Here is a 12,871-nt window from a genome sequence, read left to right as displayed (position 1 = left end):
CCGACTTGACCGATCCGTTCTGTGAGGACGGCCCGCACAACACTCAGCCGCCGGCCCCTGGACCGCGACCACACCGCCCTCGTGCGCCAAACGCTCCCGCCGGGCCCCCGACCTTAACGATCTCCGAAGTGTCGGCCGGCTCTGATAGGACAGGAGCCCGCGAACCCCGAAGCGAGGAACACCCGATCATGATCGACATCGACGAGCCCATCGTCTCCACGCACGACTACCGCGACCATTACGCGGGCCTTCCCGTGGTCTACGCGCCTGGGCCGGAAACCGGCAAGGACAAGGAGCTCCCCGACCCCGCCTCTGTCGCATGGCGGATCGAGGGCAGCGAGTGGGGCGACGACGTCGACATCGTGATCGCGGATCACTTCAACCGTTTCCTCGAGCGTGTCGACACGACCCGGGTGCGCGCGATCGTCATCGGCCACTGGCAGGACTGCTACGAGACCGACTCCAGCGACATCGTGGAAATGCTGGCCGGCAACGCCTCCCGTCTGCCCGCCCTGCGTGCGCTGTTCCTCGGGGCCATCACACCCGACGAGAGCGAGATCTCCTGGATCCAGCAGTCCGACATCACGCCGCTGCTGACGGCGTTCCCCAAGCTTGAGCGGTTGGACGTGCGCGGCGGCTCCGGTGCCCGCCTGACACCGGTGCGCCACGAGTCGCTGAGGATGCTGCGCTTCGAGTCGGGCGGGCTCGGCGGTGAGCTGGTGCGCGCGCTCAGCGCGTGCGACCTGCCCGCGCTTGAGCGCCTGGATGTGTGGCTGGGAGTCGAAAACTACGGCGGCGACGCCACCGTCGCCGACCTGGCGGGCATCCTGTCCGGCGAGCGCCTGCCCGCGCTGCGCCACCTCGGCCTGCAAAACAGCGAGATCCAGGACGAGATCGCCGCCGCGGTGGCCGCCGCCCCGATCGTGGCCAGGCTTGAGAGTCTCAGCCTGTCGATGGGCGTCCTCACCGACGTGGGCGCCGAAGCCCTCCTCAGCGGACAGCCTCTCACCCACCTCAGCAGGCTCGACCTGCGACACCACTTCCTGACCGGCTCCATGATGACCCGCGTGCCGGCCCTCCTGCCCGGCCTCACGGTCGACCTCGACGACTCCGAGCTGCAGTCGGGCGAGGATTGGCTCTACACCGCGGTGAACGAGTAGGAGCCCGCCGGACTGGACGCCCATCCCGGTCTCGCCCCAAGCACCGGCCCCAAAACGCAAAGGAAGACCATGGCACCACACAACGGTGAGCCGGTGAGATTCGCCGTCGTCGGCACACCGGGCGACCGGCGCGTCCGGCTGTTCGCCGAGGCCGTGGCCGCCTGCGGGCTTCCCGAGCCCCATGTTGTGCCGTGGCGTGAGGTGCTGACCGGCGGTGCTCCGCACATCCCCGAGGGAGCATCGGTCCGCATCGACTCCCCCGGTGAGGACGCGGAAACGGACGCGTTGTTGCGAGGCCCCGGCGACCCGACCCGCGTGGGAGGTGGTGCGCGGTGGTATGCCTCGTTCAGGCGGGGGCTCGCCTCCATCGCCGCCGCCCCGGGGATCGATCTTCTCGACGACGTCGACGAGATCGCGGTCATGTTCGACAAGCGGGTGTGCCACGCCCGGCTCGCTGCGGCCGGTGTGCCCGTGCCGCCGGCGCTCACACGACCGGTCGACTCCTACGACTCACTGCGCGAGCAGATGGCCGACATGGGGTGGTCACGGGTCTTCGTCAAGCCCGCACACGGTTCCTCGGCCTCCGGTGTGATCGCCTTCCAGGTCAATCGCGACCGCCTCAAAGCCGTCACGTCCATCGAGCGGACGGGGAACTCCCTGCACAACTCCCTGCGCGTGCGAGCCTACGAGACCGAACCCGAGGTGCGCGCCCTGGTGGACGCGCTCGCCCCGGACGGCCTGCACGTCGAGCGATGGTTCCCCAAGGCGTCGCTGGGCGGAAGAAACCTGGACCTGCGCGTGGTGACGGTGGCGGGCGTGGCCGTCCACGGCGTCGTGCGCACCAGCACCGGCCCCATGACCAACCTCCACCTTGGCGGTGCCCGCGGCGACCTCGACGCGGTCCGGCGGCGGCTCGGCGACCGTGGGTGGCAGCACCTCCTGCGGGTGTGCGGCGAGGCCGCCGCCTGTTTCCCCGGCAGTCTGCGTGTCGGCGTCGACCTGATGGTGAGCTCCGACTGGCGCACCCTCGCCGTGGCCGAGGTCAACGCCTTCGGCGACCTGCTGCCCGGCCTCCCCGACCTCGAAGGCCGAGACCAGGACACCTACACGGCACAGGTCCGCACCATCCTCAACGGCTGGCGCGGCCCCCGGCACCGGCGACAGCGGTAACCACCCCGCACCCCGACGTCATACGGCGAAGCCACCGGCAGCGCGATCACCAAACAGCCGAAGGCGGGCTACACGACCACTCACAAGGTTGCCACCGCCTGCCGTACGGCACAGCCCAAAAGCAGCACGAGCCCCCACCGGAAGTCGGCGACGCAGTCACTCACACGGTCGCGTGGCGCGCGATACGGTCGGAATCAGGTTCTTCGAGCGGCGACGCCGTTCTCAGTCCCCTGCGTCATATATACGAGGTCGGAGGTGATCACGGTGCATCCGGTCCCATGACAGCCCCAACCAGGGGCGTCACGGAGCCGAAAGGTGACCGTATGAGCAGGACCGATAAAACCCGGCCCTGGTGGGTGCGCATGGCCGACCTTCCGATGGTGACCTACCGTCCGGTGCACGACCATCGTTTCGGGCCGTGCACATTGCCGGATGAGATCACCGCCGACAGCGCGTCCATGAGCCACCGCATCAGTGGCTGCCACTGGGCTGCCACCGCCTTCTACCTGTTCGGTTGCGGCAGCAGCGACGGGTGCAGGGAGTGCACCGGATATTACTTCCGACGTGAGGACCGCCGCCGCAGCCGCCACCAGGTGCGCCGTGAGCTGCGCGCCTACAGCCGCGAAGAATAAAGAAGCACCGTGGCGAGGTGGATCAGATTTTGCGACCGACTCCGCAGAATTCATCCACCTCGCGACTAATAACACCCTTTTACGAGAAATCGCCAGGCACAGGCGGGGGCACACTCTGGCTCTAAAAAAGAAATCGCGTGTCTAACCCGATTTTGGGCCCATGCCCACCACAGGCTTCGTAACGTTGGCTGACATGACGCAGGCGGACGATCCCCCGCAGCCCGCGCCGTCGACCACACCCCCGGCCAAAACCCGGCGTGTGGGCGCGTGGGCAGCCGCCCACCCCTGGCACCTCGCCCTCGCCGGTGTGGCCGCCTGCTCGACGCTGATCTCACTGCTGTTGACCTCCCGGCTCGGGCTGGGCTGGGATGAAAGCGTCTACATCAGCCAGGTGGCGCGCGGTGTGCCGTCAACGCACTTCAGCGCGCCCCGGGCGCGAGGAGTGCCCCTGCTGGTGTCGCCGGTCGCGGCGTTCACCTCGTCCCCGCTCGCGATCCGGATCTATCTGAGCGTGATTTCGGGGCTCGGGCTGTTCCTTGCCTATTGGATATGGCTGCGCCTGCGTCCGGGGCCCGGCGTGCCGCTGGCGGCGGCGATGTTCGCCGGCTTCTGGGTGTCGATGTTCTACGCCAACGCGGCGATGCCCAACACCTGGGTGGCCTACTGCGGAGTCGCGGGAATCGGCCTGTGGTGCCTGGCCGAGAGACCCGCAGTGCCCCTTGGCGGGGCGCGGGGATCACACCGTGAGCGGCTCAATCTCATGGGGCTGGTCGCGGTCTTCGCTGCGGCCTCGCTGCTCCGTCCGACCGATGCGTCGTGGCTGGCCCTGCCACTGCTCGCCTACGGTCTGCTCGGCCGGCGCACCCGCGCCACGGCGGCGGTGGCGGCGGGACTCTCGATCGGGTGGGCCGAGTGGATCACCGAGGCGTTTCTGACCTACGGCGGGCCGGTTGCCCGGCTCAAGGCCGCAGGCACACAGAACATGACAGGCCTGACGTTCAGCCTTCCCGATCACTTGCGGGCGCTCAACGGACCTCTGCTCTGCAGGTTCGGGCTGAACTGCGGCGATGTGCCACTGGAGCACCTCGCCTGGTTCGCCGCCCTGCCCGTCCTCGCGGCGCTGGGCGTCTGGGCCACCCGTCGGCGTGAGTTCGTCCTCGCCCTCGCCGCCGGGCTCTCCCTCGCCTTCTCCTACTTTTTCACCGTTGGTTATGCCGCTCCCCGCTTTCTCCTGCCTGCCTACGCCCTGCTCGCGCTGCCCGTGGCCGCCGGCCTGAAGGTGCTGTGGCGGGGACGGTGGCGCGCGGTCAGGGTGTTCACAGCGGTCGGCCTGGGCTGCTATTTCGCCTTGCAGGGCGCATCCTTGGTGGTCTACGTCGCGCACACGCACGCCGACCGCATCCCCAACGCCCGCGTGGCCACCGCCCTGCGCGCCCTCGGGCTGCGGTCCCCGTGTTTCCTCTACGGTCACCACGCGGTCCAGATCGGCTATCTCGCCAGATGCTCATCGCTCGGCGTGGTCAACCACTACGGCGGAGCCGAGGTCCCCGCCGCCCTGCGCGCCGCGATGGCGGCAGGAGCCTGGGTGGGTGTGATCACCACGGCCTCAACCCTGCCCGCCCCGTTTCTCACCTCGTGGACTCCCGTGTCCCTGCCCGTGGCGGCAGAGGAGAAGTGGCGCGTCTTCCTGCCCCCACGCCCGTGAACCACGGCTCTCAGACCGCTCACCCTTGTCGAACGGACGGTTGCCGTGCACTTTTGAAGCTCCGGCAACCCGCGAACCCGGCACGCCACCACAAGGTGCCGGCAGAGCCACTCTCCGGAAAGCCCGCGCTATAACCCAAGCTTGGGATGGTCGGCCTCAAACTCGGCGACCATCTGCTGCGGGGCGGTCAGGCACCATGCCTCCGTGACAAGCTCAAGCAGCTCGTCGGCGTCGATGCCGTCGAGGTGGACCACCACCCACCCGAATCGGCCGGCGGTGAACTGAGGCTCGAACACATGGGGACGCTCGGCCACCAAGGCGATCTGCTCCTCGATGGTCGCCTTGAGCCCCACCGTCTCGGTGGCCGGCCACAGGTAGCCGAACCCCTTGTCCCTGACCTTCAAGGCGATCCAGTCCTGGCTGTGGGCCTGCTCGACCCCGGGGAGCTCCAAGACCATGTCGAGGAACTCGTCAATGCTCACACCCATGCGCCCACATCTATCAGAGCCCTCCGACAATCGGCGAACGGCCCTGAGGGTCACTCCGTACGCAGCTCCTCGGGACGGGTGAGCCTGCACTGGAGAGGCAGGCTGAGGACCGTGACCAGCAAAATCACCGCCACCCCCGCGCCGGTGATCGCGAGTGCGGGTGTCGCGTGCAAAAGTACCGGCAGGTCCAGCATGCGCAGCAGAACGGCCCCGAGGACAGTGCCGATCAGTCCGGCGACGGCGAGGCCGAGTGTCAGGGGAATGACGGCTTCCCACAGGGTCGACCAGCTCAGTGTGCTGCGCCTGGTGCCGAAGGCCGCGAGGGAGGCGAGGAGACGCCGGCGTTCGCGGAGCCCGTCGAGTACGGTGGCCAGCATGCTGAGCCCGATGAGGGCGAGAGCGCCCGCCGTGCCGCTGTAGATGCCGCGCACGATGGCGTCGAACCTGGTGTTGGTCTCGACGTCGCGTATGGCGGAGACGTGCATCAGCGGGTCATACGCCGCGACGGTGTTGCGGACGTGTTCTGCGGCGTCCGGTTCTTGGGAGTTGAGGTTGACGAAGAGGTGCAGGGCGAGCGGGTCGCGGAGGCTCTTGGGAGCGGCCGCCGGGGTGGTGAGGACCACGCCGTCCCAATACTCGCCGCCCTGAGGCGGCCGGGCCGTGACCTTGGCGGCGTCCGCCGGGATGGTCCAGGTCAGATCCTTTCCTGTGACCTTTTCCCCGGGGAGGGGTGTGCTTTCCTTTCCCTGTCCGATGAACACATCGCCTTCAGCACATGTGGCGATCTCTGCCAGCTGCCGAAGTTCGGCACAGGAGCCGATGATCAACGGTACGAGCTGCTCGTTCCCGGGCCGGGTGATCATGATGGAGGTCGTGGCGATGACGGAACGCACCCCTTTGGACTCGGTCACGGCGGTGGTGAGCTTCGCGCGCTCGGCGCGCGGCAGTTCCGTCGCGGGTGCGACCCTCATCTGAGCCCGACCGAGGTCGGCACCGGTCGGAGTGGTGTACAAGGACTGCATGCCGGTCACCAGCGTCTGCAGCGCGATGCCGCCTGCCATCGCCACGGATATGCCGGTGACGAGCCGCGCGGCCGACGCGCTGTCGGCCTGGATGCGGCGCACCGCGAGCTGCCACGGCACCGCGCCGGCGCCGAGTGGGCGGACTGCCACCTCCACCAGCCACGGCAGCAGCGTCGCGACACCCGTGAGCAGCAGCGCCGTGCCGCCGGCGGCAAGGACGAAGGTGATCACGCCGGTGTCGCCCCTCTGGACGAGCAGCGGTGCGAGCATGACCAGCCCGAGGACGGGGAACAGCAGTCGCCACCAGACGCGCCGCCGGCCCGCGTGGCTCCGCCGTACGACTCCGAGGGGTTCATATGCCACGTTGCGCAGGGTGTTGAGGGTCACCAACACTGTGAGCAGCGGGATCAGCAGGACGACGAGCACGGCCAAGATCGGATTGGGGGTGATGTCGGAGGGGTAGACGCTCATCCGCCACAACGACACCACTTGGGCGAGTTGCCGCCCGGCGAGGAAGAAGAGGCCGCCGAACAGCAGTCCGAGGAGGGCGCTGACCATCGCCTCCCCGACGGCGAAACTCCGGATCATGCGCATGTCCGCCCCGACAAGGCGGAGCACGGCGAAACGCCGGTCTCTCGACTCGCCGCCGAAACGGATCGCGGCGGCCACGAACACCGCGACCGGCAGCAGCAGCACGATCAGCGCGATTATCGTCAGCAGGATGAGCGCGGGCGGTAAGCCCTCTCTTTCGGACGAGTTGCCGAAGGATCTCACACGCCTCGAGACGGACTCGTCGAGTTTGCCGCTGCCGATGTAGACCATGTGCTCCGCAGGGCCTTCGAGCCCTTCGGCGCCGATTGTGGCCGCCACACGCCAGGGCAGCCGCAGGCGCAGGAGCGCGCCGTCGGATGCGGCCAGCAGCTCGGCGAGCGCCGGCGACACCATCATCTCCCCCGGTTGCGGCAACCTCGGCAACCCCGGCGGAATCGGCGCTCTCCTGCCCTCGACCTGCAGGATGCGCCCGACGATCACCTGATCGCGGAACAAGGTGTCGTACGTGGCCATCAGCAGGGTGTCGTCGCCACGCGGCGGAGGCTGCAACCCGGTTGGCTCGGTGCGTGCGGAAAGGCGGGCGTCGCGCCCGTCCATCACTGTGGGGATGGCCGCCGCCAGCAGCAGAAACGCGACTCCGAGCCCGATCGCCACGCCGGTCAGCAACATCCTGGTCCAGCCGGTGGCGCCGCCGCGGACGGCGAGGAGGGCGCCGTAGGCGAAATGACCGGCCGCCCGCCCGCTCAAAGGGTGCCCGCCGTCGTACGGATCGAGCCGTCGCGGACGACGACCTCGCGGTGGGAGTAGGCCGCGACCGAGGGCTCGTGGGTGACCAGCACCACCGCCGTGCCGAACTCCTCGGCGCAGTGCGTGAACAGGCGCATGACCATCTCGCCGTTGAGGGAGTCGAGAGCCCCCGTCGGCTCGTCGGCGAACACCACGCGGGGCTCGGTGACGAGTGCTCTGGCGACGGCGACCCGCTGCCCCTGCCCGCCGGAGATCCGGCCGGGGCGTTTGCGTGCCATGTCGGCGACGTCGAGCCGCTCCAGCCACGACTGCGCGCGCCGCTCGGCCTCCTCGCGCTTGACGCCTTCCATGCGGAGCGGCAGGGCGACGTTCTCCACGCAGGTCAGCTCGGGCACGAGCTGACCGAACTGGAAGACGAAGCCGAACTCACCGCGCCGCAGGGCGCTGCGCTCGGAGTCGGAGGCCGCGGTCACGTCCAGGTCGCGGTAGAGCACCCGGCCGGAGTCGGGGCGCACGATGCCGGCGAGGCAGTGCATGAGCGTCGACTTCCCGGAGCCCGACGGTCCCATGACGGCGACGATCTCCCCCGCGGAGACGTCGAGATCGGCGCCGTTGAGGGCGACGGTGGAACCGTAGGTCTTGCGGAGGTCGCGTGCGGAGAGCAGGAGGCTCACGGGTGCACCGCCTCCGCGAGTTGCCCGAGGCGGGCCGCGGTCAGCTCCAGCCAGCGCAGGTCGGCTTCCAGATGGAAGATGGCGTGGTCGCAGATGAGGGCGTCGGCGAGGTCGCCGGTGGACTTGCGGCGGGTCAGCTCGCGCATCAGGGCCAGGTGCGCGCCGCGCTGCACGTCGAGCACCTCCGTGGCGTCGCGGCCGGTGAGCAGCGCCAGCACGACCTTGGTGTAGAGGGTGCTTTGGAGGTAGGGCTCCGGCCTCTCCGGCCTGGCCATCCACTCGGCCACGTCGGTCACGCCCGCGTCGGTGATGGCGTAGCGCTTGCGCTCGGGGCCTTCGCCGGGCTCGACGGCGTCTATCTGGATGAGGCCGTTCTTCAGAAGCCTGGCGAGGGTTGAGTAGACCTGTCCATAGTGCAGTGGGCGATCGTGACCGAACCTCGCGTCGAATGCCTGCTTGAGGTCGTATCCGTGGCTGGGGGCACGCTCCAACAGCGCCAGCAGCGTATGGGAGAGAGACATGACCCGACTATACATAATGTGTATACACACTTTGTATACACAGGTCCGGGGGCTGCCCGCCGCAGGAGGGGGCGACCCTCGCCGCGGGAGAACTGTCGGAGGCGTCGGGCATGATGGCATCCCTGCTGTGCAGTCAGGACGCCGCCGGAGGTGCCACCGTGCCCATCGACCTGCCGAAGACCTCAAACCCCGCGCGCCGCGCGCTGGCCGAGATCGGGATCACGCACCTCGATCAGCTCACGGGACGCACCGCGCGCGAGATCCTCAAGCTGCACGGCGTGGGGCCGTCCACGATCCCGATCCTGCGCGAGGCGTTGGCGGCGCACGGCCTGTCCTTCCGCGACGAGTGACCCCGGCGGCACTCCGGTCACCTCACAGGGGCGGCGCTCCTCTGGCCGGGCTCAGCCCGTCAGTTCGGAGACGATGAGGGGGAAGACGTCGCGTGCGGCGTTCTTCCCGAGAAGCATGTCGAGGTGCCCATAACCCGGCACCGTGTGCAGTGTGTCCTTGCCGGCCCGGTGGCGGTTGAAGAACTCAAAGCTGCGCCGCTGGCTCTCCGGCAGGAAACACAGGTTCTCCTCACCGGCCAGGAAGGCGAAACGCGCGTCGGTCTTGGGCGCCTGCGCGACGTAGGACTCGGGCAGGCCCGGCAACCTGGACACCGGCACCAGATGTCCCGACGTCACGCAGTCGGCCATCTGCGCGAAGAACGTCATCGGCACCTCGGCGAACTCCCCGCGCACCCAGTCATGCGTGGCGGCGTCGAGGTTTCTGTGCGACCACAGGGCGGGAAAGCCGCTGCCGTAGGTGAAACTCACCATGCGGCACACCAGGTTGTCGCATTCACGATGGGTGAGACGCACAAATGTCTTCATCACCCACGGCAACCAGCCCTCACTGCGGTCGCCCCACGCCGGAGAGATATACGGCGTAAGCCTGGCGATCAGTGGCGCCACCGTCTGGATCTTGAATCTCGACCACGAGGGAATGACGGTGTGCAGAGACACCGCGTTGCTGACGATCGTGTCCACCTCGGGCAGGAGCCCCGCCAGCGCGGATATGGTGAACGACGTCGATCCCTGGCAATGCACGACCGCCTTCAGGGACTGTGCTCCGGTGGCCTTGAGCACTTTGTGCACCGCCGCCGGATGGTCGTAGGCCGCCACCTCGTCGAGCGTCCACGGCACCGGCTCGAGGTCGATCGACGCGCGCCAGTTAAGCATCCACACGTCGAAACCCTCGTCGAGAAGCACGTCGACGAGAGTGCGGGACGTGGGCGGCCGGAATATCTCGGCCCGCACACCCGCGCCGTGCACAAGCATCACGGGCCCCCGGACGGGCGCCTCCCGCCCCGTGACGTGAACCAGGGTGAGCGGATGGCCGTCCAGCGCGGTGAAAGGCACGATCTCCGTCACGTGGTCGGTCCGTATCGTGGGTCTGCTCATGCGTCTCTCTCCACATCAGGATCTTCGTCGCTGAAAAACGAGCCGTAGACCTCCCAGAGCTCCCCGAGGAACAGCCGCCCGAACTGCGCAAACGCATGTGCCGGCCGCGGCCCGCTGGTGGTGAACGTGGTGAGCTGGCGGAGGAAGTCCGGCACGTGAATGGTGATCACACCGCTCGCGATCACCTTGGCGTCCTCGTCGCCCGCGGGCATGACGTGGTCGGCGAGAACACGCACATAAAGCGTGGAGGTGTCCCGCCACACATCGGCGCCCGCGTCATCGTGGACGTCCTTGAAACCGACCAGCGTCAGGTGATTGCCGCCGGTGTCGGCGAGGTGCAGCCGATAAAGCATCCGGCGCCGATCGTCGTCGCCGTCCTTGGTGAACAGGTTGAACCACCCCTGGACGACCTCCAGCCGCCCGCCGAGCATGTCGCAGTCGACATAACCCTCGGCCCGGCACATGTGATCGGCGTCGGCGACGAACGCGTCCACGTCGTCGGTGGTGATGGTGAGGCGGAACATCAACCGGTGGTCGTTGTGCCGGCCCAGCTCGGCGCCTCTCTCCGGATTGTCGATGCCGAGCGCGATAAAGCCCCGCATCTTCTCGGTGAAGGACAGGCCGGTGGCACCGTCCCTTTCCGTCCGCGCCGCCGCCTCCGCCTTGTGCTCCGCGGTCGCCGTCCGCGGGCGTGGCGGGGCCGGCGGCGACGACAGAATGCGGTCGCACGCGCGGTCGGCCACGGCGGCGATCGTCAAGGCCGGATTGGCTCCCACCGAGCCGGGCAGCAGAGCGCCGTCGAGCACATGCAGGCCAGGAAAGCCGAACACCTCCCCGAACTCGTCACAGGTGCCCTCCTCCGGATGCCGTCCCATAGGCGCACCGCCCAGCGGGTGTACGGTGACCACCTGCTTGGCCCACCAGATGGGATTGTCGATGAAACGCGCACCGAGATCCTCGGCGATCTCACGCATCGTCTCGCGCAGCCGGTGGAAATAGTCCTCGGAAGTGGCGGTCGTCCAGGTGACGTCGAGATATCCCTCGCGCAGCCGCATAATGCCGTCGGGGATGTCGCGGCCCATTCCGAGCAGCGGCATCGACCCCTGCCCGAGCGCACCCGGCCCGAGCAGCGAGCTCAGGGAAGCGGAGATATCGGAGGCCGACGACCTGCGTAGCCTGCTCTGCAGCCGCTCGGCGGCGAAACGCGTCACCCTTTTCATCCTGTCGGGGAGCTGCGCCGCCTCGAACAACCACTCGGCGAAGGCCGGATAACCGGCGTCCTGGATGTAGAAACCACGCCCTTTCGAGCCGTCGCCGTCGACATCGTCGCCCACCCGGATCGCACTGGTGATGACCGTCCCGCGGCTACCCTCGATGCGCCGGGTCGCCCCGGTCGCACGATCCTTCGCGTCGACCAGGAATGTCAGCAGGTCGCCGTTGCCGCAGAATCGCGTCCCGATGGTGCGGCTCAGGCCGGGAAAGGCCGAACGATTGCGCAGCAGCAGATAGGAGGTGCCGAGCGCGCCGGCCGCGAGCACCAGCCTGTCACAGCGGACGGCACGCAGCGGCAGTTCGGACGTGGCGAGCTTCCGCCCTTCGTTCTCCGGGAGATGCACCACGTAGCGCACCTCGTAGCCGCCGCCGGGCAACGGCGAGATGCCCCGGACTTCGCTGCGTGTCCGCAGGTCGGCGCCATAGTGTTTGGCGGCAGACAGATAAGTGTGGTCGAGGGTGTTCTTCGCCCCGTCGTTGCAGCCGATGTCACACTCCCCGCACAACTTGCAGGTGCTGCGCGGCAGCCCGTGCAGATTGGGGAACTCCCCCGGCGCGATCGGGGTGCGCGGCATGGGAGCCTCACCCGGAGCACCCGCGAACGACACCGCCAAGGGCGGTCGCGACCACCGCAGGCCCAGCCGCTCCGCGCTTTCCCTCATCGCCACCGTCTTGGCGGTGTCTGAGTAGGGGTAGGGCGTGGCGCCGAGCATTCGCTCGACCTCCGCGTAATGGGGGTCGAGGTCGGCCCGGCCGATCGGCCAGTGCTCATAACCGCCGCCGGGCAGCGGCGACTCGTGCACGAACCACCGCTCGTCCTTGCGGAGCAGGACGTTGGCGTAGATGAGCGAACCCCCGCCGAGACCACTCGACACGACGCCGTAGAGCCCGGGGAAGGCCCAGATGTTGAACAGGCCGTGCAACCCTTCACTCGGGTCCCAGAAGTTGCGGCTCATCTCAGCCGGGGTGCGGGCGAAGCCGCCCGGGGGATAAGTCTTTCCCCGCTCCAGCAGCACCACCGAGCGCCCCGCCTGCGCTAATCGATAAGCGGCTACAGATCCACCGAAACCAGACCCCACCACGACGACGTCGGCATGCTCCAAGCCATTTGTGGAGTTTAGCTCAGAAAACGCAGACGGACTGGACACATTTGCCTCCGGAACACGCGCGGCCCGAAGGGTACGGCCGCATTACCAGAACATCCTGGCGCGTGGCATCGCCCATGACAAGCGAAGAATAGGGGCTATGCGATTCCCCCTCAGGCCAGGAATTCCCCGGAGAGGACGTCTCCACTGGTCACAGCGCCTCCGTCGAAGCGGAGAGGCGAAAAATACGCACAGGGAATGACAGGGTGGACCTGCTTGTGGCGTAACAGTTAGCGCGTCCTTCCCATGGGACCTTCACCTCGGCATAGAACGGCGGTTCCACGGATCATTCTTTTCGCACCGCGGATCGGCAGTGCCGCTAAGGCACACGACCGACA

Annotated in this window: 11 protein-coding genes; 5 read left to right on the top strand and 6 right to left on the bottom strand. The window is 68.1% G+C overall.

What is annotated here, in order from left to right; translation table 11 throughout:
• The first annotated feature begins 188 nt into the window (after positions 1-188).
• The 4 genes from Ssi02_RS06900 to Ssi02_RS06885 all read left to right on the top strand — a co-directional run bounded on the left by Ssi02_RS06900 (position 189) and on the right by Ssi02_RS06885 (position 4,667).
• Positions 189-1,160 carry an STM4015 family protein gene (locus tag Ssi02_RS06900; protein ID WP_204022308.1) on the top strand — a complete coding sequence of 324 codons (972 nt, stop codon included), beginning with the start codon at positions 189-191 and terminating at the stop codon, positions 1,158-1,160.
• 69 nt (positions 1,161-1,229) lie between these two features.
• Entirely contained in the window at positions 1,230-2,330 is a 1,101-nt protein-coding gene (locus tag Ssi02_RS06895; protein WP_204022305.1) for an STM4014 family protein, read from the top strand.
• A gap of 323 nt (positions 2,331-2,653) precedes the next feature.
• Positions 2,654-2,962, top strand: a complete 309-nt coding sequence (locus tag Ssi02_RS06890; protein WP_204022302.1) for a hypothetical protein — start codon at positions 2,654-2,656, stop codon at positions 2,960-2,962.
• A 193-nt stretch (positions 2,963-3,155) separates the two neighbouring features.
• Entirely contained in the window at positions 3,156-4,667 is a 1,512-nt protein-coding gene (locus Ssi02_RS06885) for a hypothetical protein (protein ID WP_204022299.1), read from the top strand.
• Between the two features lie 128 nt (positions 4,668-4,795).
• Here Ssi02_RS06885 and Ssi02_RS06880 read toward each other — a convergent pair whose 3' ends face one another.
• From Ssi02_RS06880 to Ssi02_RS06865, 4 genes are read right to left on the bottom strand one after another with little or no spacing between them, the layout of a single operon-like run.
• Positions 4,796-5,155: an MmcQ/YjbR family DNA-binding protein gene (locus tag Ssi02_RS06880; protein ID WP_204022296.1), complete on the bottom strand. Its 360-nt coding sequence runs from the start codon at positions 5,153-5,155 to the stop codon at positions 4,796-4,798.
• A gap of 50 nt (positions 5,156-5,205) precedes the next feature.
• Complete coding sequence (locus Ssi02_RS06875; RefSeq protein ID WP_204022291.1) at positions 5,206-7,476, bottom strand: FtsX-like permease family protein; 2,271 nt, start codon at positions 7,474-7,476, stop codon at positions 5,206-5,208.
• Complete coding sequence (locus Ssi02_RS06870; RefSeq protein WP_204022288.1) at positions 7,473-8,150, bottom strand: ABC transporter ATP-binding protein; 678 nt, start codon at positions 8,148-8,150, stop codon at positions 7,473-7,475. The genes Ssi02_RS06875 and Ssi02_RS06870 overlap by 4 nt, the downstream gene beginning before the upstream one ends.
• Positions 8,147-8,671 (bottom strand): PadR family transcriptional regulator, encoded by a 525-nt coding sequence (locus Ssi02_RS06865; protein ID WP_204022286.1) that lies wholly within the window; start codon positions 8,669-8,671, stop codon positions 8,147-8,149. The genes Ssi02_RS06870 and Ssi02_RS06865 overlap by 4 nt, the downstream gene beginning before the upstream one ends.
• Before the next feature lie 110 nt (positions 8,672-8,781).
• Here Ssi02_RS06865 and Ssi02_RS06860 point away from each other — a divergent pair, with 110 nt between their 5' ends.
• Entirely contained in the window at positions 8,782-9,021 is a 240-nt protein-coding gene (locus tag Ssi02_RS06860; protein WP_239128657.1) for a helix-hairpin-helix domain-containing protein, read from the top strand.
• Between the two features lie 51 nt (positions 9,022-9,072).
• Here the strand turns inward: Ssi02_RS06860 and Ssi02_RS06855 are convergent, their stop codons facing one another.
• Positions 9,073-10,116, bottom strand: a complete 1,044-nt coding sequence (locus Ssi02_RS06855) for an alpha/beta fold hydrolase (protein WP_204022283.1) — start codon at positions 10,114-10,116, stop codon at positions 9,073-9,075.
• Complete coding sequence (locus tag Ssi02_RS06850; RefSeq protein ID WP_239128668.1) at positions 10,113-12,467, bottom strand: GMC oxidoreductase; 2,355 nt, start codon at positions 12,465-12,467, stop codon at positions 10,113-10,115. Before Ssi02_RS06850 ends, Ssi02_RS06855 begins: the two co-directional genes overlap by 4 nt.
• Positions 12,468-12,871: the final 404 nt, after the last annotated feature.

It is taken from the genome of Sinosporangium siamense (assembly GCF_016863435.1).
Taxonomy (GTDB): Bacteria; Actinomycetota; Actinomycetes; order Streptosporangiales; family Streptosporangiaceae; genus Sinosporangium; species Sinosporangium siamense.
The sequence above is the reverse complement of the archived record's forward strand: the minus strand, read 5'-3'. Positions and strand labels throughout refer to the sequence as shown.